At 59.4% G+C, this 18,635-nt stretch carries 23 protein-coding genes; 11 read left to right on the top strand and 12 right to left on the bottom strand.

Features of this window, described 5'->3' with window-relative positions:
• From BN1129_RS24305 to npr, 10 genes are all read left to right on the top strand, one after another.
• On the top strand, positions 1–452 hold a 452-nt coding region (locus tag BN1129_RS24305; RefSeq protein ID WP_042039106.1), incomplete at its 5' end, for a CBS domain-containing protein.
• Positions 452–1,006, top strand: a complete 555-nt coding sequence (gene kdsC / locus BN1129_RS20630) for a 3-deoxy-manno-octulosonate-8-phosphatase KdsC (RefSeq protein WP_042039105.1) — start codon at positions 452–454, stop codon at positions 1,004–1,006. The genes BN1129_RS24305 and kdsC, both read left to right, overlap by 1 nt.
• Complete coding sequence (lptC, locus tag BN1129_RS20625) at positions 1,003–1,563, top strand: LPS export ABC transporter periplasmic protein LptC (RefSeq protein WP_042039103.1); 561 nt, start codon at positions 1,003–1,005, stop codon at positions 1,561–1,563. Before kdsC ends, lptC begins: the two co-directional genes overlap by 4 nt.
• On the top strand, positions 1,550–2,077 hold the full coding sequence (gene lptA, locus BN1129_RS20620; protein ID WP_042039101.1) for a lipopolysaccharide transport periplasmic protein LptA: 528 nt from the start codon (positions 1,550–1,552) through the stop codon (positions 2,075–2,077). Before lptC ends, lptA begins: the two co-directional genes overlap by 14 nt.
• A 3-nt stretch (positions 2,078–2,080) precedes the next feature.
• Positions 2,081–2,806, top strand: coding sequence for an LPS export ABC transporter ATP-binding protein (gene lptB / locus BN1129_RS20615; protein ID WP_042039100.1), 726 nt, complete (start codon positions 2,081–2,083; stop codon positions 2,804–2,806).
• A 65-nt stretch (positions 2,807–2,871) separates the two neighbouring features.
• Positions 2,872–4,311, top strand: a complete 1,440-nt coding sequence (locus BN1129_RS20610; RefSeq protein WP_042039098.1) for an RNA polymerase factor sigma-54 — start codon at positions 2,872–2,874, stop codon at positions 4,309–4,311.
• 21 nt (positions 4,312–4,332) lie between these two features.
• On the top strand, positions 4,333–4,620 hold the full coding sequence (hpf, locus tag BN1129_RS20605) for a ribosome hibernation promoting factor (protein WP_042039097.1): 288 nt from the start codon (positions 4,333–4,335) through the stop codon (positions 4,618–4,620).
• 2 nt (positions 4,621–4,622) lie between these two features.
• Positions 4,623–5,069: a PTS IIA-like nitrogen regulatory protein PtsN gene (gene ptsN / locus BN1129_RS20600; RefSeq protein ID WP_042039095.1), complete on the top strand. Its 447-nt coding sequence runs from the start codon at positions 4,623–4,625 to the stop codon at positions 5,067–5,069.
• Positions 5,070–5,111: 42 nt separating this feature from the next.
• Positions 5,112–5,978 (top strand): RNase adapter RapZ, encoded by an 867-nt coding sequence (gene rapZ, locus BN1129_RS20595; protein ID WP_042039092.1) that lies wholly within the window; start codon positions 5,112–5,114, stop codon positions 5,976–5,978.
• A 20-nt stretch (positions 5,979–5,998) separates the two neighbouring features.
• Positions 5,999–6,271 (top strand): PTS phosphocarrier protein NPr, encoded by a 273-nt coding sequence (gene npr / locus BN1129_RS20590; protein ID WP_005331359.1) that lies wholly within the window; start codon positions 5,999–6,001, stop codon positions 6,269–6,271.
• Positions 6,272–6,289: 18 nt separating this feature from the next.
• On the opposite strand, the gene BN1129_RS20585 is transcribed toward npr, so the two are convergent.
• The 12 genes from BN1129_RS20585 to BN1129_RS20530 form a co-directional block, all read right to left on the bottom strand.
• Complete coding sequence (locus BN1129_RS20585) at positions 6,290–8,194, bottom strand: BglG family transcription antiterminator (RefSeq protein WP_042039091.1); 1,905 nt, start codon at positions 8,192–8,194, stop codon at positions 6,290–6,292.
• Between the two features lie 102 nt (positions 8,195–8,296).
• The gene (gene dagF, locus BN1129_RS20580) at positions 8,297–9,037 is read right to left on the bottom strand and encodes a 2-dehydro-3-deoxy-phosphogluconate aldolase (RefSeq protein ID WP_042039090.1); all 741 of its coding nucleotides are present in this window, start codon (positions 9,035–9,037) and stop codon (positions 8,297–8,299) included.
• Positions 9,037–10,152, bottom strand: coding sequence for a DgaE family pyridoxal phosphate-dependent ammonia lyase (locus BN1129_RS20575; protein WP_042039089.1), 1,116 nt, complete (start codon positions 10,150–10,152; stop codon positions 9,037–9,039). The genes dagF and BN1129_RS20575 overlap by 1 nt, the downstream gene beginning before the upstream one ends.
• Positions 10,136–11,275 carry an amidohydrolase/deacetylase family metallohydrolase gene (locus tag BN1129_RS20570; RefSeq protein WP_042039088.1) on the bottom strand — a complete coding sequence of 380 codons (1,140 nt, stop codon included), beginning with the start codon at positions 11,273–11,275 and terminating at the stop codon, positions 10,136–10,138. The genes BN1129_RS20575 and BN1129_RS20570 overlap by 17 nt, the downstream gene beginning before the upstream one ends.
• A gap of 186 nt (positions 11,276–11,461) precedes the next feature.
• Complete coding sequence (locus tag BN1129_RS20565; RefSeq protein ID WP_042039086.1) at positions 11,462–12,112, bottom strand: DUF4310 family protein; 651 nt, start codon at positions 12,110–12,112, stop codon at positions 11,462–11,464.
• Positions 12,113–12,123: 11 nt separating this feature from the next.
• Positions 12,124–12,900, bottom strand: a complete 777-nt coding sequence (locus BN1129_RS20560) for a DUF4311 domain-containing protein (RefSeq protein WP_042039084.1) — start codon at positions 12,898–12,900, stop codon at positions 12,124–12,126.
• A 40-nt stretch (positions 12,901–12,940) separates the two neighbouring features.
• Positions 12,941–13,237 (bottom strand): DUF4312 family protein, encoded by a 297-nt coding sequence (locus BN1129_RS20555; protein WP_042039081.1) that lies wholly within the window; start codon positions 13,235–13,237, stop codon positions 12,941–12,943.
• Positions 13,237–13,602 carry a glycine-rich SFCGS family protein gene (locus tag BN1129_RS20550; protein WP_042039079.1) on the bottom strand — a complete coding sequence of 122 codons (366 nt, stop codon included), beginning with the start codon at positions 13,600–13,602 and terminating at the stop codon, positions 13,237–13,239. Before BN1129_RS20550 ends, BN1129_RS20555 begins: the two co-directional genes overlap by 1 nt.
• A complete protein-coding gene (locus tag BN1129_RS20545) occupies positions 13,603–13,965 on the bottom strand; it encodes a transcriptional regulator (RefSeq protein WP_042039077.1) in 363 nt (120 codons plus the stop codon). It abuts the gene before it with no gap.
• A 317-nt stretch (positions 13,966–14,282) separates the two neighbouring features.
• On the bottom strand, positions 14,283–15,422 hold the full coding sequence (gene degS, locus BN1129_RS20540; RefSeq protein ID WP_042039075.1) for an outer membrane-stress sensor serine endopeptidase DegS: 1,140 nt from the start codon (positions 15,420–15,422) through the stop codon (positions 14,283–14,285).
• Between the two features lie 89 nt (positions 15,423–15,511).
• Positions 15,512–16,873, bottom strand: a complete 1,362-nt coding sequence (locus BN1129_RS20535) for a Do family serine endopeptidase (protein ID WP_042039074.1) — start codon at positions 16,871–16,873, stop codon at positions 15,512–15,514.
• A gap of 81 nt (positions 16,874–16,954) precedes the next feature.
• Positions 16,955–17,335 carry a Z-ring associated ZapG family protein gene (locus BN1129_RS20530; protein WP_042039073.1) on the bottom strand — a complete coding sequence of 127 codons (381 nt, stop codon included), beginning with the start codon at positions 17,333–17,335 and terminating at the stop codon, positions 16,955–16,957.
• Positions 17,336–17,475: 140 nt separating this feature from the next.
• Between BN1129_RS20530 and zapE the strand changes: the two genes are divergently transcribed.
• On the top strand, positions 17,476–18,570 hold the full coding sequence (gene zapE / locus BN1129_RS20525) for a cell division protein ZapE (RefSeq protein ID WP_042039072.1): 1,095 nt from the start codon (positions 17,476–17,478) through the stop codon (positions 18,568–18,570).
• The last annotated feature ends 65 nt before the right edge of the window (positions 18,571–18,635 follow it).

The following is an 18,635-nucleotide window of genomic DNA, read 5'->3' as shown; positions in this document are numbered from 1 at the left end:
AAGCCCGCGGTTTCACCGCCGATGACTTCGCCCTTTCTCACCCGGGCGGGTCGCTGGGCAAGCGGCTGCTGCTGCGGGTCGGTGACCTGATGCACCGCGGCGAGCTGTTGCCCCAGGTGGGGATAGATGCCACCATCAGCCAAGCGCTGCTGGAAGTGAGCCGCAAGGGGTTGGGGATGACGGCGATCGTCGACGCAGCTGGCCAGCTGGCTGGACTCTTTACCGATGGTGACCTGCGCCGCATTCTGGATCTGCAAGTGGATATCCATCACACCCCGATCGCCAAGGTGATGACGACCAACTGTGTTACCGTAGGACCCGAGATGATGGCGGCAGAAGCTGTCAAACTGATGGAAACCAGGAAAATCAACGGATTACTGGTGGTGGATGAGGACAAGCGCCTGCTGGGTGCCTTCAACATGCACGACCTGCTGAAAGCCGGAGTAATTTGATGCAAAACGTACCGACCCTCTATGGTCCGGTGACGCGCAGCCAGTATGACAGGGCGGCGCAGATCCGCCTGCTGGTGTGTGATGTGGATGGTGTTCTCTCCAATGGCCTCATCTACATGGGCAATGATGGCGAAGAGCTGAAGACCTTCTGTACCCGCGATGGTGCGGGCATACGGGCGCTGCTAAATGCCGGGATCGAGATCGCCATCATCACGGGGCGCAACTCCCGTATCGTCAGCGATCGGATGAAGAGCCTGGGTGTGCAGCATCTGGTGCAGGGGGCGGATCAGAAGCTGCCCCACTTCGAAGCACTGCTGGCCAGGCTGGGACTGGCGCCGGAACAGGCCGCCTATATGGGGGATGACACCATAGATCTGCCGGTGATGCAGGCCTGTGGCCTCGGCATCGCTGTGGCCGATGCTCATCCACTGGTGCTGAGTCGTGCCGATATGGTGACCCGCCTTGGCGGTGGCATGGGTGCTGTGCGCGAGGTGTGCGACCTCATACTGCAGGCGCAAGAGCTGGGTGACTATCAGCCAGAGGCCTCGGTATGAGCAGACAGACGCTGCTGTTCGCCCTGCTGTTTTTGGTGGCGCTGGCCGCCTGGCAGCTCGGCGATATCGAGCTGGTGCCGGAGCCGCCCACCGAGGTCGAGAACTATCAGCCGGACTTCACCGCCAAGAATCTGGTCACCACCCGCTTTGACGCCGATGGGCGGCGCACCGAGCGGCTGGAGTCCGAGTATGCGGAGTATTACCAGATCCTCGAACAGGCCACCTTCAACAAGCCGGTGGTCTACATGTTTGACAAGCAGGGTGAGGCCGAGTGGAAAGTCACGGCCGATACTGGCGTACTCAACACAGATGACAATGTGATCCTGCGGGACAAGGTGCATCTGGACGGTCTGCTGCCCACCTCCTTCATCTCCACGCTGGATACCCCCTATCTGGAGCTGGATCTGGTGACCCAGAACGTGAGAAGCAATCAAAAAGTCAGCATAGTAGGTAAGGATTTCCAGACCGAGGGCGTTGGCCTGAAGGGTCATCTGGAACGTCAATATTTTGAATTACTGGATCAGAGCCATGCCATCTATTTCAATGAAAAACGTTAATCTGGCCCTCGCGGCCCTGCTGCTGTGCGGCACCGTGAGTGCCAAAGAGTCCGACTTTGCCGAGAAAGTCTACGTCGATGCCGTCAAGCAGGTGGCCGAGATGCAGGACAACCGTATCACCTTCGAGCAGAATGTGACTATCAATCAGGGCACCATCCAGATCAAGGCTGACAAGGTGGTAGTGACCCGTTCCGGCGAGAAAGGGGCCGAGGTGATGACCGCCTACGGCAAACCTGCCACCTTCTTCCAGATCCTGGATAACGGCAAGCCGGTCAATGCCCACGGCAACAGCATTCGCTACGAGCTGAAGAACCGGCTGGTGACCATCACCGGCAACGCTCAACTCAAGCAGGAAGATAGCGTGGTGAAAGGTGAGCTGATCCGCTACGACATCAACAAGCAGAAGATGATTGCTGAAAGCAAAGGTGGGCAGCAGCAAGTCAGGACTGAGTTCCTGCCAGCTCAGGTAGAGAATTTCGACAAGCCAGCCGATCAGAAGAAGCAGGGAAAATAAGCCATGGCAGTGTTGAAAGCAGTCGGCCTGCAAAAAAGTTACAAGCGCCGCATGGTGGTCAGCGATGTGAGCCTGGAAGTGGGTACCGGCCAGATTGTTGGGTTGTTGGGTCCGAATGGGGCTGGAAAGACCACCTCCTTCTATATGATAGTGGGGCTGGTGCAGAGCGATGCCGGTCTCATCACCATAGACGATCAGGATATCAGCCTGCAGCCCATGCATATCCGTGCCCGTAACGGCATCGGGTATCTTCCGCAGGAAGCTTCTATTTTCCGCCGCCTGTCGGTGTTCGACAACCTGATGGGGGTCATGCAGACCCGTAAGGGGCTGAGCCGTGAAGAGCGGGAAGACAATGTTGAACAGCTGCTGGAAGAGTTCAATATCACCCACATTCGCGACAACCTGGGTCAGAGTCTGTCCGGGGGGGAGCGACGTCGGGTCGAAATCGCCCGAGCGCTGGCGGCCGAGCCGCGTTTTATCCTGCTGGATGAACCGTTTGCCGGGGTCGACCCCATTTCTGTGATAGACATCAAGAAGATCATCCAGCATCTGAAAGATAGAGGCCTGGGCGTCTTGATCACCGACCACAACGTCAGAGAGACTTTGGATGTATGCGAGAAGGCGTATATCGTCAGCCACGGCAAGATGATTGCCGAAGGTGCTCCGGCCGAGATACTGGCAGATGAACAGGTCAAACGCGTCTATTTGGGCGATCAATTCAGTCTATAGTAAGGGGGCATCTCTTCATTTCCTTTGACGACTGTCTCGCTGAACATAAGGATATCCCGACGTAGATGAAGCCGACATTACAGTTGCGTCTCGGTCAGTCCCTGACTATGACGCCGCAATTACAACAAGCGATTCGTCTGCTCCAGCTCTCCACTCTGGAACTCCAGCAGGAAATTCAGCAAGCGCTCGATAACAACCCCTTGCTGGAGCAAGAGGAGAATGACGTGCAGGAGACCAGCCCGGAAGAGCCAGTCGATGCCAGTCAGCTCGACTCCAGCGATGCCATGGCCCAGGATCAGATGCCGGATGAGTTGCCGGTGGACACCACCTGGGAAGATGTCTATTCGGCCGGCACAGCCCAGAGCGCAGGCCCCATCCACGATGGGGAAGACAGCGTCTATCAGGGTGAAACCACCGAGAACCTGCAGGACTATCTACTGTGGCAGATGCGGCTCACGCCGTTTAGCGATCTGGATGCCGCCATTGCCCTCGCCATCATAGATGCCATAGACGATTCCGGTTATCTGACCGTCTCCCTCGAAGATATACAGGCGGCGGTGAGCAGCGAGGATGTCGAGGTGGAACTCGACGAGGTCGAGGCCGTGCTCAAGCGGGTGCAGCATTTCGATCCAGTCGGTATCGCCGCCCGCTCGGTGCAAGAATGTCTGTTGATCCAGCTTGGTCAATATGCCCCCGAACTGCCCTGGCTCAATGAGGCCAAGGAGGTGCTCAACCAGCACATGGACTTGCTCGGCAATCGCGATTATCGGACCCTGGCACGCAAGACCAAGCTCAAGGAGTGCGACCTCAAGGAGGTGCTGGATCTGATTCAGCAGCTGGAGCCCAGACCGGGTAATGGCATCATACAGAGCGACTCCCAGTACGTGATCCCGGATGTGACTGTGGTCAAGAAGGGGCCCAAATGGGTGGTCGAGCTCAATCCCGATTCTGCTCCACGCATCCGGGTCAATGAGACCTATGCCGCGATGGCGCGCCAGGCGCGCACCAGCCAGGACACCCAGTTCATCCGCTCCCATCTGCAAGAGGCAAAGTGGTTTATCAAGAGTCTGGAAAGTCGCAATGACACCCTGCTCAAGGTGGCCAGCTGTATTGTCGAGCAGCAACAGGGCTTTTTCGAGTATGGGGAAGAGGCCATGAAACCCATGGTGCTCAACGACATCGCCGAAGCGGTGGAGATGCATGAGTCGACCATTTCCCGGGTAACGACCCAGAAATACATGCATACGCCCCGTGGCATCTTCGAACTGAAGTTTTTTTTCTCCAGTCATGTGAACACCGAAGGAGGAGGAGAGTGCTCATCGACCGCAATTCGTGCGCTGATCAAGAAGTTGGTGACGGCAGAGAATCCCGCCAAGCCACTAAGTGATAGCAAGATCGCGGATTTGCTGGCCGAACAGGGTATTATGGTGGCGAGACGCACGATCGCAAAGTACCGTGAATCCTTGTTGATCCCGCCATCCAATCAGCGCAAACGCCTGGTTTAGGCAAAACAAAAGGATGATGTTATGCAAATTAACCTGACCGGACACCATGTCGAGATCACCGAAGCTCTGCGTGATTATGTGAATAACAAATTTGCCAAACTCGAGCGTCACTTTGACCACATCAACAATGTTCATGTGGTGTTGAGCGTAGAAAAACTGAACCAGATCGCCGAAGCCAAGCTGCATGTCAGCGGTGGCGAGGTGTTCGCCAATTCACAGCATGCCGACATGTATGCTGCGATTGATACCCTGCTGGACAAGCTGGATCGGCAGATCATCAAGCACAAAGATAAGTTAAATAAAAAATAACTATGCAACTTGAACACATACTGAGTCGGGACTGCACCAAAAGTGCGGTCCCTTGTACCAGCAAGAAACGCGCCCTTGAGATCATCAGTGAATTAGCCGCTGAGCGCTTGGGGACCTCTCGTCAGGCGTTATTCGAGTGCCTGCTGGCCAGAGAAAAGATGGGCAGTACCGGGATCGGTGCCGGTATCGCTATTCCCCACGGCCGGATCGGTGATGAGTTCCCGCCTACCGCCATCCTGATGACCTTCGCAGAGCCTATCCCCTTCGACTCCATCGACAATCAACCGGTTGACTTGCTCTTTGCCCTGCTGGTGCCGGAAAGCGAGTGCAAGCAGCACCTCAAGACCCTTTCCCTGATGGCATCCAAACTGGGTGACAAGGCGGTTTGCCGCCAGTTGCGTCAGGCAACCAGTGATGAAGATCTCTATCAGATCATGACCTCGGCCTGATATGCAGGCCCCCGTCATGACCCCAAGCGGTGAGGGAACAAGATGCAATTAATAGTGGTAAGTGGGCGCTCCGGCTCGGGCAAGACAGTTGCCCTGCGTGTGCTGGAGGATCTCGGTTATTACTGCGTGGATAACCTGCCGGTCAACCTGCTGCCCCAGTTGATCGTGTCGGTCGAGAGCCAGTATGACAAGTTGGCGGTCAGCATAGACGTGCGCAACCTGCCGGTGAGTCCGGACAAGCTGGAGACCCTGTTGGCTCAAGTGCGCAACGAGGGCCGGGTCGAATTTTCCAGCTTCTTCTTCGATGCGGAAAACTCCACCTTGCTCAAACGCTACGGCGAGAGCCGCCGGTTGCATCCTCTGTCGCGTAAACAGCTGTCGCTGGATGAGGCGATCCGGGAGGAGACCCACCTGCTGGCACCGCTCTCCTCGACCGCCGATCTGCGCATCGACACCACCAACCTCAGCATTCACGACCTGAGCGAGCTCATCAAGACCCGGGTGCTCGGCAAGAAAGAGAACGAACTGGTGCTGGTGTTCGAGTCGTTCGGCTTCAAGTACGGCATCCCCAAGGACGCCGACTTCGTGTTTGATGCCCGCTTCCTGCCCAATCCGCACTGGATCCCCGAGCTCAAGCCCTTTACCGGCAAGGATGAGCCTGTGGCCCGCTACCTCTCCAGCCAGCCGGACGTGATGCAATTCATTTTGCAGATTGAGAATATGCTGGCGACTTGGCTGCCGCATCTGGAGCGCAACAATCGCAGCTATGTGACTGTAGGAATAGGTTGTACCGGTGGCCAGCACAGGTCCGTGTTCATCGCCGAACAGCTGGTCAGCGCATTCCGGTTGCTTGGCAAGAACGTTCAGATCCGCCACCGCACCCTCGACAAGAGTGCGCCGCATTATTGATGGAGCAATAGGGAGATCAGATGACCGTCTCAGCCTCGGTGGAGGTCAAAAACAAACTGGGCATTCATGCCAGACCAGCCATGATGCTGTTCGAGCTGGTGCAGGGCTTCGATGCCCACGTGCTGCTGCGCAACGAGGATGGCATAGAGGCCGATGCGGATAGTGTGATCGGCCTGCTGATGCTGGATTCAGCTCAGGGCAAGCAGGTGGAAGTGCAGGTGGAGGGTCCCGAAGAGGTGGAGGCGCTAGCTGCCGTGGTGGCGCTCTTCACCTCCGGCTTTAACGAGGAGTGAATCACTCCCCGCTCTGCTTCAGGAACCGGTGCGTGCCAGCCCTTTGAAGCTGGCAAAATCCCGACAAGCCAGCAAATTCTTGCTGGCTTTTTCGTTCATCAGCGCCAGAAACAGGTCGTAGAGCGCCATCGCCTCTTCGTAGTCTGCCTTGCTGATGGCCAGCACGAAGATGAGGGTGGCTGTCTCGCCATTGCCCCAGTCGATTCCCTGTGGTGCCAGCACGGTATAGACCAGGGTGCGGCGCGCCAGCAGGCCGAGGGAGTGGGGCAGGGCTATGCCTTCCCCCAGCAGGGTGGAGACGATGCGTTCCCGCTCGTGCAACGAGCTTCTGAATCCGCTCTCCACCCGATCTTCTACCTCCAGCTGATCGCAGACCCGCGCAAACAACTGGCTCTGGCTGAGTGGCTCATGCACCACCATGAAGTGATCGGCATCGAAGTATTTGTCGAGCAGGTAGGGGCGGGTGCGGTCGATCAGCACCAGCTTGCCGAGCTGCTCCAGCTGATACTGGGTCGGGAAGGGGGCGACTTGCACCACGGGCACGTTCTTCTCGCTCACCTTGACCGTGCTGATGACAAAGTCCTGCTCGATCCGCGCCAATCCCTCGTAATCTCGCACTGACTCCAGTGTCGTCAGCTGAAGCTGGGGATATTCTCGCTTGATGCGCGCCTCCAGCACCCGGAAGGTGGCGTTGCCGGCGTCGCACAGCAGCAGCGCCTGGGGACGACGGGTATAACCGATGTCATAGTGGCGTTCCAACCCGACCCCGATATGGATCACCAGATAACCTATCTCGTGATGGGTCAGCCGGTAGGGGGTGTGCCTGATCCACTCAGAGATGGCAGCAAGCGTGATGTCGTAGGCGAGGGGATAATACTGCTTGATGTGATCCGCCAGCGGATTGTGGCTGCCAATCTGGTATTTGACCCGCAGCAGCATGGCGCTGATATGGGTCTGCAGATCCGCGCGCAACTGCAGGTCGCCGCGCAGATCATAGGGGTAGTGCTGGTGGATATAGGCAAGCAGATGCTCGACCAGCTGCTCGCTCTCGGCGGCCATGGCCGGGCTGAGCCTGGGCGTGTCGGCGGTGAGGCGGGCCTGGATCTGGATGGCGAGGCAGGTGATCTCCTCCTCTCCCTGTAGTGTCAAGGTCGGCAGCTCGGCGTAGATGTCGCGTGCCACGGTGGTCATGGCCTGGGTGATGTCGTCGCTGGCAAACTGGCGCAACTCGTGTCCTGCCGCCTGGCGCAACAGGGCGACGGCGCAGTAGATGGCGAGCTGCTGCAAGCTCTCGTCGGCGAGGCGTAGTTGGTGATGGCCGAGCTGGGCATGGATGTGATTGCCCACGACTTCCAGTGTCTTGCTGGGGCACAGGTTAGGCAGCAGGCTCTGCAACTGGTTGCTGTGGAGCAGCTCCTGATAGAGCAGCTGGGTGAGGCAGGCCCGGATCGCCGTCTCGCTCCCTTGGATGCGCATTCCCAGCCGTGGCTTGCTGTCAATGAGCAGCCCGAAATGGGCGAGCCGCTCCCGCACTTCCGCCATGTCCCCCTGCAGTGCTGCCCGGCTCAGATACCAGGTATCCGCCAGCTCATCCAGCTTGATCCCCTGCTCAGCCGTCAGCAGCAGGATCTGCAAATGCAGCACCCGCTCGCGACTGGTGCGCGGCAGGCAGATCTCCTGTTCCTGGGCCGCCAGCAACTCGTCAAACAGCCCCTGATTGTAAATCTTGAGCTGGTAGCCACTGCCGCGCTGGTGGATCAGGTGGGCGCCGTGGGTGGCAATCAGCTCGTTGAGGGTCGCCACGTCGGTGCGCACTGTGCGGGTGGAGACATTGAGGCGGCGAGCCAGCTCCTCCTGCGGCAGCGGTTCGGCATGGAGTTGGGTCAGCAGTTGATGGAGTCTGGGGTGGGGCAGCCTGGTCATGAGGGGGCGGGACTCCTGTCGGGAAATAAAGGGTCAATGTTAACAAGCGGGTCATTAACAAGCCAGGCACCGGCCAGTGATCGAACCGGTGCCATTTTTTCGTCACGCCAGCAGCCGTTTCACCGTGGTGAGCAGGGTACGCACATCGTCGGGGCGGGTCTGGCCACTCTCGCTGTCGATGATGGAGCTGTAGACGTGGGGGATCACCTTCTCGACACCGGCGTTCAGCGCAATCCGCACTATCTCTTCGAAGTTGTCGAGATCGATGCCACCGGTGGGCTCCAGCCAGAAGTCGTGGCGGGCGCAGGCTTCGGCCACCGCCTGATACTCGTCGCGGCAGGCCAGCCCGCCCATGGGGAAGAATTTGACTGAGCTGCCGCCCATGTCCTTGAGCAGGGCGATGGCGGTATCGATAGGCACTATCCCGTCCGGCTGCCGGGCACTGAGGGGGCCGGTGGAGATCTTCACCATGCCCGGCGTACCGGTGGGGGAGATAAGGCCATTCACCAGCGTTTGTGACTGGCCGAGCAACGCCCGGCTGGCGCCGACCCCGGTGAACACCTGGTTGACGTGCTGGGGCTGCAGCTGGCGAGCCAGCTCGGCCACCATGGCGGACTGGCGCGGATCGCCCGCCCCCAGTCCGATGGAGAGGGCGTTGTCGATAAGGGCCGCATACTCCTTCATATCGGCGACCGCAGCGGGGATATCCGGGTAGTTTTTGGAGAGCACGCCGACCAGCACATGACCTTCAGCTGCGTCGTACACCGCGACGGCATTCTCTTTGGAACCTGCCAGTACGTTGAGGCAGACACGATCACGGTAGTAGTTGGGAGTAAGGGACATCAGCGATTCTCCTGTACGAGGTTGGCAATGGCGGCATGGATCTGGTCGAGCTGGGGGATGGTGACGCTGCGCACATCGATCTCGATGTGCCCCTCGTTGGCCTTGTAGCCACGGCAGTAGATGGCAGGATTGCCCTGCTGCAGGCGGCTTATGACCTGCACCGTGGTCATGCCGATCTGCTGGTGGTCAAACGCGATATCTGTGCGGGCAATGTCACGCCCTGCACTGTCCCACACTACCTTGGCGGTGACGCCGGGCAGCTGGTTGAGGCGTTCGATGAAGGGAGTCATCTTGGCAACCATGGCGGCGCCGCTCTCCTTCTCTTTGGCCAGATAGCGCTCGATGGCGTGGGTCAGGCCGAGGATCCCCTCCTTGCCCACCTTCATGGCGCGGCCGATGCCGTTGGCCTGCTGTTTGACCCACTCCACATACTGGCGCTTGCCGAGCACCAGCCCGCTGGTGGGCCCTTCAATGGCCTTGGCGCCGCTGTAGATAACCAGATCCGCCCCCTGGTTGTAATAGAGCCGCAAATCCTCTTCCGCAGCGGCATCGACGATCAGCGGCAACTGGTGAGCCTTGGCGACCTCGGCGGCCTCGGCCACCGACAGAATGCTCTTCTGCACGCAGTGGTGGGACTTGATATAGAGAATGGCAGCTGTGTTGGCATTGATGGCGGCGCTCAGTTGGGCAGGGGAGCACTCGTTGGCATAGCCAGCCTCTACCACCTTGCCGCCACCCAGATTGACCATGGTGCCGACCGGGGCGCCAAAGTTGACGTTGTGCCCCTTGGGCAGCACGATTTCGCTCGGCACCCCGTGGGCATGGGCGTGCAGCTGCTCAAGGCGGTAGGGGTCGCCACGCACTATCACGGCGGCCACCGACTGGGCGATACCGGCGCTGGCGCAGGAGACCACCACCGCATCCTCCACATCCAGCAAGCCAGCCAGATAGGAGCCTGTCTTGTTGACCAGATCCTTGACCTCGAAGTAGTGGCCGAGGCCGAAGTTGACCGCATCGACCACCTCCTGCTCGGGGGTGGAGACACCGAGAATGGTCATGCGCCCGGAGGCGTTGATCACCGGTTTGAGCTGATATTTCTCATAAACAGAAGGCATGGTGTAATTTCCCATTGTGAGTCAGAACCAGTTCGCCCCCCACCAGGGCGGCGAGAGGCAGCAGTTGTTGGTCACCGTTGCGGGACTGGGCTTCGGTATCCATAAACAGTGTCGGGCCGCTAGTGACCTCGAACAGGGTCAGGTCGGCATCGGCGCCCACGTCGAGTCGCCCCTTGCCGGTCAGCCGCAGTGCATCGGCCGCGTGGCGGGTGACACAGGCCAGTACCTGCTCCAGCGTCATGCCGATGGCGAGAAACTTCGACATCACGTGGGCCAGACTGTAGACCGGCCCCTTGATGCGGTTCTTGCAGTAGATATCGGAGCTGATGGTGTGGGGCAGGATCCCCTGACGGATGGCAAGCTCCGCCACGTCAAAGCTGAAGCTGGCGCCGCCGTGGCCAATGTCGAGCAACATGCCGCGCTGCATCGCCTCGCGCACCGCAACCCGCAGCTCGCCAGCCGGGGTCAGGATGCGGTTCGGTTTGCCGTTGAAGCAGTGGGTCAGCAGGTCGCCATCCCCCAGCAGGGTGACGATCTCGTCCAGATCCGGCGGTGTGTTGCCCACGTGTACCATCAGCGGCAGCTGGCCGTGGGCCTGCTGCAGCGACTTGGCCATGCGCAGTGGTTGCAGGCCGTTTTCCCCCACCACGCTGCCGCTCATGCGCGCCTTGATGCCGACGATAAACTCGGGATGGCGCCGAATGGCTGCCGAGGCGAGCGCCATGTCCAGATCCCGGCTATCGGCCAGTTCGTTCTGGCGCAGCAGGCCGATGCGGGCGATGTTGAGCAGGGCGTGCACCCGGGTCTTGCAGCCAGCGGCGATCCGCTGGAAGTCGTCCACATCGTCGGCCCCTGTGCTGCCCGCGTCGATGACGGTGGTGACGCCTGATTCCACCCCGACCTTGTCCGGTTCATCGTGATAGATGGGGGAGGCGGGGTAGCAGTGGGTATGGCCGTCGATCCAGCCTGCACTCACATGTACCCGGCCTGCCAGATCCAGAGTTCGCTTTGCCCCGCTCCTTGCTGGCAGCTGGCCGAGGGCCACTATCTTGCCGTTCCGGATGGCGATGTCGATGAGCTGGCCATCTCCCTGTCGCCCGGCTCTGATGATCATGTCGTACATGCTGATATCCCTCTTGGAACCTGCTTGCGCTCTTACTACGAGGCTGTGATCAAGGCTCATGTGCTGCTCGGAATCCTCACGTATATCTATACGCTCCGGTTCCTGCGCGGCTCTTCACCTTGCTGACGACCTCTCGCGACAGATCGCAAACAGGTTCTTAAATGCCGCCCGAGAGACGACCTGTGATTAAGCCAGGGCGACCGGGAAGAAGGTGCCGAGCAGCATGGCCCCCAGGATAGCGCCACCTGTGATGGGCTTGTTCCACACGTAGAACAGCAGTGCACCCAGCAGTGAACCCAGCCCTATGGGGATGGAGGCCCCCATGGCGGAGAGGATGATCAAGGGGCCAAGGAAGCGGCCCGAGCTGTTACCAGCCCCCATCATCACGTCGGCGCCGTAGGTGGAGTTGCTCTGGTTGATGGTGAACTTGCGCGCCAGAATGATGATGCCGCCAATAGCAAGCCCGATGGCCATACCGGTGGCCAGCGAGGCGCCGAAGTTCTCCACCGGATAGACGATACCGGCCCCCAGCAGCAGGGCGGGCACGCCCAGCCCGACCCCGGTCTGGATGGCGCCGCCGATATCAAGGATACCCACCAGTGAGCCCTCGATGATGCGGGCAAACAGGAAGCTGGCTCCGAATGCGGCGACCGCGCCGTAGGCGCCTGTGTCCATGCCGGCTTTTAGCATGGCGACGAAGGCTACCTCGTTGAAGGCACCGACCCCGTACAGGTAGAACATGTGGGTCCCGGCAAAGACGCCGGCCGAGAGCAGGCCGACGAAGATGGGGAAGGACCAGTCGGCGTACCAGAAGTTGTTTCTCAGTTTCTCATCCATGTGGTGGCCCCTTATTTGCCGCTAAGCAGGTTATGGACGTTCTCCAGCCACAGGGGAATACCCAGATGGAAGGATTCAATCAGTTTAATGTCGAAGCCGCGGAAGAAGCCGCTCAGCACGAACAGCAGCACGATGGCGGCCATCATCACGCGAGTGACGTGGTTCCAGCCGCTCTCCTCTACTCCCTTGCCGATCAGGATGCCGAGCACCAGCCCCGGTACTGCGTTGCCCATGATGAGTTGCGCCAGACCGCCGAAGATGGTGGCCCAGAAGCCGGATTTCTTGCCCGCCTCGATGGCGGCGAGCCAGAAGATGACCGGCATGACGGTGTTGACCAACAGGTTTGCAGCCGGTACCAGCACCTTGACGGCGGTGACTTGCAGGGCTTCCGGCACAGCAGCGGCCGTGCTGTTGAGGAAAGCGACGACGATGGCGCCGATGATGCCGCCGGCGATGGCCATCTTCTTGGGATCGTGCAAGGTGGTGGCGAGATCCCGATTCTTGACCAGCAGTGCGGCTGTGGCCCAGTGCGGAATGATGCGGTGGTCCACGTCCTGGGTGAAGGCACCGGCCGCCACCGTCGAGGCCCAGGCGTTGAAGAAGAAGCCGAGGCCGAACGAGAAGTGGGAGGCGGGATCCCCTTCGCAGGAGTTGAGCTCGCCCAGGGTACGGAAAGCGCCCATGCCCTGTACGGTCGGGGCGTGGAACATCCGCGCCGCGCCAGCCCCCACCCCGACGCCCACCAGGCCGCCGATGATGAGTGACTTGATAAATATGATTAGAAACATCCAGGGTATCCTTCTTGTGAGGTGGTGCCAGCGGGTGGCGTCACACCCGGGTGAACGTGACTTGTTCGGCGTCCAGGCTGGTGACCTTGACCGTGATCTCCAGCTGGACGCGAAACTCGTGGCGCTGGCGTGGCAGGAAGAAGAACAGGAACTTCTCCACCCGGACCGACTCTTCGGCCTTGAGCACCTGCACCTCGACCGGTTCGATCCGTAGCATCACGCGCGGGTTGTCCTTGAGCAGGCAGTGCTGCACCTGACTGAGGGCGGCGGCGAACGCCTGTTGGCGGGTCGTCCCCTTGCCGTTGACGATGACCTGGGTGGTGAAGTTCTCTTTCATCAGACGCGTCCGTGCTTCTTTGCGAAGGCTTCGACCAGCTTCTGGCCCAGCTCTTCCTTGTCCATGAAGCCGAAGCCCAGCACCACGCAGCCGTCATTGATGGCGGTGACACCCTCCTCGACGGAACGCATGCCATAGCGGCACTTGTAGCCGTATTTGGTCTGGGCCGTGATGGCACCGGCGCCACCGCTGCCGCAGAAGGAGATGCCGAGATCCGCCTGCTCCTTGTTCATCACATCACCGAGCTTCATGTCGGCGGCCATACCAGGGATCACGGTCACGCTGGCACCGGCGGTTTCTGCCCCAGCACCCACTTTCTGGCCCTTGCCGAGACGATCTCCAATCACGAGTTTGATGGCTGACATTTAGATATCTCCTTTGAGTGAGCTGAGTTCGTTTTCTTTGGCGACTTCGAAATGGACGGACAAGAGGTGAGCCTCTTCATAGGCCAGTTTGTCCAGCCAGGCGACGACCTGTTCGGCCAGCCGCAGGGAAAGAGGGGAGATCTCCTCGAACAGGCTGAGGTCGACCTCTGGCAAGGATTCGCCGCTATGGGAGCGCCACACCATGGCCTTGACATGGGAGGCCAGCATCTGCCGTTGCACCTCGTTGGGGATGATGTCCTGTTCGGCCAGCAGGGGATGGATGCGTGCCAGGACCAGGTCGGTCTTGCGCAGCAACGCCGGGCTGTTCGGGGTCAGGGTCTGGTCGTGGGTCTCTGTTTGCAATGTCTGCTCTCCAGGGCTGGCAGAAGGGATGGCGTTACCCTAAGCCCGCAGGGGCGTGCAGAGGAGGCAGCGTTTTTCCGATTCGAAGCGGAAATTCCCGTGCGCTTGGGCTGAAAACGGTGATTTTTGTGCGTTGGTGGGGCGGAGGGCTGCTATCGGGGCCAACTTAGTGTGATCAAAGGCACACTTGGCCCGCGGGACTGACCCGATAAGGCTTGGCGGAAACTGTGAGTCGCCTCACGGATGATAAGGAAAAGAAGGGGGCGTAGAGATGACAAAGGGCGGTATCCCGCCCTTGTAATGGAGAGCACTGAGCATCAGCTGGCGGCAGCGGCACTCGCGTTGGCATTGTCCTTGTTCTGTTGTCTTTGCTGGTAGCGCAGGTCTTCTTCTATGGTGACCTGCACCTCCAGTGGCTTGCCATCGCGAAACACCGAGATAGTGAGCTTGGTGCCGGGGCGGCTCTCGACGATCTTGTCCATGGCGGAGCGCACGCCACTGATGGCTTCCCCGTTGATCTTGAGCAGCACATCTCCCCGTGCCAGCCCCCCCCTGGCCGCCGGGCCATTGGGATCCAGGTTCTCGATCACCAGGCCACGCAGATCGCCCAGGTTCATCATGCGGGCCACTATGGGGTTGATCTCGACGCTGGAGATGCCGAGGTAGCCGCGGATGACCCGGCCATTGGCGATCAGCTCGTCCATGATCCGCTTGGCCAGCTTGTAGGGGATGGCGAAGCTGATGCCATAGCTCTCCTGATTGCTATTGAGGTGATAGGCGGCCGTGTTGATGCCGACCAGATCGCCACGGCCGTTGACCAGGGCGCCACCTGAGTTGCCCTCGTTGATGGCGGCATCGGTCTGCAACAGATCCTGCCGCCCGTTGCTGTCCGGCCCCATGCTGGAGAGACCGATCCGGCCGGTGGCACTGATAATGCCTTGAGTGATGGTCTGGCCGACGTTGTAGGGGTTGCCGATGGCGAGCACTACATCCCCCACATCCGGCAGCCGATCGGGATCCTGCGGGATCACCGGCAGGTTATCCGACTCTATGTAGAGCACCGCCAGATCGGTCAGCTGATCGGTACCGACCAGCTCGGCACTGAACACGCGGCCATCCTGCAGCGCGACTATTATCTGGTCCGCATCGGCGATGACATGGTAGTTGGTCAGCACATGGCCACGCGGGTTCATGATGACGCCCGAACCCAGCCCCTGAGGCCTGAGTTCGGCCTGGTTGCCCTGATTGCGGGCGAAGCTGCGGGTATAAATGTTGACGACGGCAGGGCCGGCCCGGTGTGCCGCATAGGAGAAGCTCAGATCGCGGGCATTGGTGATGAGGCCAGGCAGCTGGGCACCGCCACGGAAATCGGGAAACATCAGCAACAGGAGAGCCGCCACGGTTAAACCGAAGCCGATAGACTTGCCCAAGTAACTGATCAAAGGTGGGATTTTCATGTCATTCTCATCCGTACATGCAGCGCGCAGAGAATAACACTATCGGTGGATAAAAATCACCCGCGGCGACGGCCGCGGGTGTGAGGGCGTTAACGTAAAACCAGATAGAGGGAGGACTCCCCGCGCTGTATGTTCAGTGCCAGCACCTCGGGCTTGTTCTTGAGCGCCTTGGTCAGCTCCTCCAGCGAGTTGATGTGCAGGCGGTTGACCCCGATGATGATGTCGCCCTTCTGCAGGCCGGAGGCGGCAGCAGGAGAACGCGGATCGATATCAGAGACAGCCACGCCGGTTACCGGCTCGGTCGTGGTGCTGAGCTTGGCGCCTTCCAGTGCCGGGTGCAGCGCGCTGGCGAGGATCTCGCTGTCATCTGCTTTCTTCAGGATGACCTTGACGGTTTGTTCCTTGCCATCACGGATGAGGCCCAGGGAAACCTGCTTGTCGGCCCCCATGGTCGCTATCTTGGCGCGCAACTCACCGAACGAGCGGATGGCTTTGCCATCTATGCTGATGATGATGTCGCCAGCCTTGATGCCTGCCTTGGCGGCGGCAGAGCCGGGCATGACCTGGTTGACGAAGGCGCCATCCTTCTTGTTGTAGCCGAAGGTCTTGGCGATCTCTGAGGTCAGCTCGGTACCCGTAATCCCCAGCTGGCCACGGCGTACTTCACCGAACTTGACGATCTGTTCGGACAGATCCCGCACCATGTTGGAGGGGATGGCGAAGCCGATGCCGATGTTGCCACCGTTCGGGCCCAGGATGGCGGTATTGATGCCGATCAGCTCACCGCGCAGGTTGAGCAGGGCGCCACCCGAGTTACCGGAGTTGATGGCTGCATCGGTCTGGATGAAGTTCTCCAGATTTTCGATGTTGAGGCCGCTTCTGCCCAGGGCGCTGACGATGCCGGAGGTGACTGTCTGGCCCAGGCCAAACGGGTTACCGATGGCCAGTGCATAGTCGCCGACTCGCAATTCGTCCGAATCGGCAAATTTGATCTGGACCAGATCCTCTGCCTTGATTTGCAGCAGCGCGATGTCGGACTGCCTGTCTTCACCTATCTTCTTGGCCGCGTATTCACGACCATCTTTCAGGTTGACCTTGATCTCGTCCGCCTCGTGCACGACGTGGGCGTTGGTGATCACGTAGCCCTTCTTGGCATCTATGATGACGCCTGAGCCCAGCGCCTGGAAGGGCCGCTCGCTCACCTGCTCACCAGGCATGTTGGGGCCGAAGAAGAAGCGGAATTGTTCCGGCAGACGCTGGCGGGTGATTTTTTTGCCAGAGACCGAGATATTGACCACAGCTGGCGTGACCTGTTCGAGAACCGGCGCCAGGCTCGGCATCTCCTGGTTGTTCGCCAGCAAAGAGGGCAGCGCAGCCTGTACCGGGGTCGCTGACATAGCGATACCGACACAGAGGGCTAACACACTGAACACAGAAAGAGGTTTACGCATATGAAAAACGGCTCCCAGAAAAAGTTGCAATGCAATCGTCAAGGTCTGACCACGATACAGCGCAGTTAGTTCCGCAAAGAACTAGCTGGACTGCTTGAGCAAACCGGACGCGCCAGCATAGTCACGGGGCGGGATACCGGGTTCTTCGTTGACCTGGGTATCTGCGTTATCGTCGAGCAGCGCTTCGCGGAATCGCGGCTCCTGTGCCTTGGCCAGGAATTTGCTCTGTTCCGCCATGTGGCGATAGAGGGTCTGATACTGCTCGGCCAGTTGCTCCATCAGGGCGGCGCTGTCGGCAAAGTGGGTATTGATCTGGCCCTGGTAGTTTTCCAGCTCCGAGTGTGCTTTTTTCAGCTCTTGTTCCAGACGTCCTGCATCCCGGCTGCGCACCGTGAAACGACCGATGATGATGCCGATAATCAAGGCGGCGACAGCCAGCAGGATCCCATTTAACAGACTCATAGATGCTCCTTATTACAGCTAAATCAATGTGTGTTGATGCGGCCTGGGTGGCCGCTACGCCTTGATGGCACTATACCGTGCACCCCGAGAGCGTGATACCATTTTGTCCTTTGTTCAGGGACTTGGAGGCGGTTGACAGGATGACCCCGCAGCAAAAATATCAGCAGGATTTGCAGCGCCCCGGCTTTGTGGCCGACCCGTCCCAGGCGATGGCCGTGACCCGCCTGGAGCGACTCTATCAGGATTTGTGCCAAAGCCCGACTCCGACCAGATCCCGCGGCCTGTTGGGCTGGTTGCAAAAGCCCAAGGCCCAGGAACCTGTCCTCGGGTTGTATATGTGGGGTGGAGTGGGCAGAGGCAAGACCTGGTTGATGGATACTTTTTTCGAAAGCCTGCCGGGGAGGGGAAAACTGCGTATCCACTTCCACCGTTTCATGCACAGGGTACACGACGAACTCAAGGGGCTGACCGGTCAGGCCGATCCGCTCAAGCTCATCGCCAGCAAGCTGGCCAGCGAGATAGACGTCATCTGTTTCGATGAGTTCTTTGTCTCCGACATCACGGATGCCATGCTGCTGGGGACCTTGTTCCAGGAGTTGTTCGGGCACGGTGTGGTACTGGTGGCCACCTCGAACATACCGCCACAGGATCTTTATCGAAATGGCCTGCAGCGCGCCCGTTTTCTGCCAGCCATCGCATTGATCGAGCGTCATTGCGAGATACTTAACGTGGATGGCGGGATTGACTATCGCTTGCGTACTCTGGAGAAGGCTGAGATTTATCACTCTCCGCTGGATCAGCAGGCAAAAGCGAATCTTGATCGTTATTTTCAACAGTTAACCGGGTTGGAAGAGGCTCGGGCGGGCAGTGTCGAGATCAACCATCGTCAATTGACGTCGCTGGGGATGGGAGAAGGGGTGCTCTACATGGAGTTCGAGCAACTTTGCTGCACTCCGCGCTCACAGGGCGACTACATAGAACTGGCACGCCTGTTTCACACCGTGTTGCTGGCCAATGTGCAGCCCATGTGGGCGGGCACGGATGACGCGGCTCGTCGCTTCATCGCCATGGTGGATGAGTTCTATGAGCGGCACGTCAAACTCATTATGTCGGCGGCTGTCTCCATGACAGAACTCTACGGGGACGGGCTGCTGAATTTCGAATTCAAACGTTGTCTTTCACGGCTTCAGGAAATGCAATCGCACGAATACCTTGCCAGAGTGCACCTTCCTTAGTCACAATACCGCGCCTGCCAGTCGGATGGGCATCTGCGGCAGGTAGGGCCGGGCGACATTTGCTA

Source organism: Aeromonas popoffii (genome assembly GCF_000820025.1).
GTDB classification, from domain to species: Bacteria; Pseudomonadota; Gammaproteobacteria; order Enterobacterales; family Aeromonadaceae; genus Aeromonas; species Aeromonas popoffii.
This window is presented reverse-complemented; position numbering and strand designations above follow the sequence as displayed.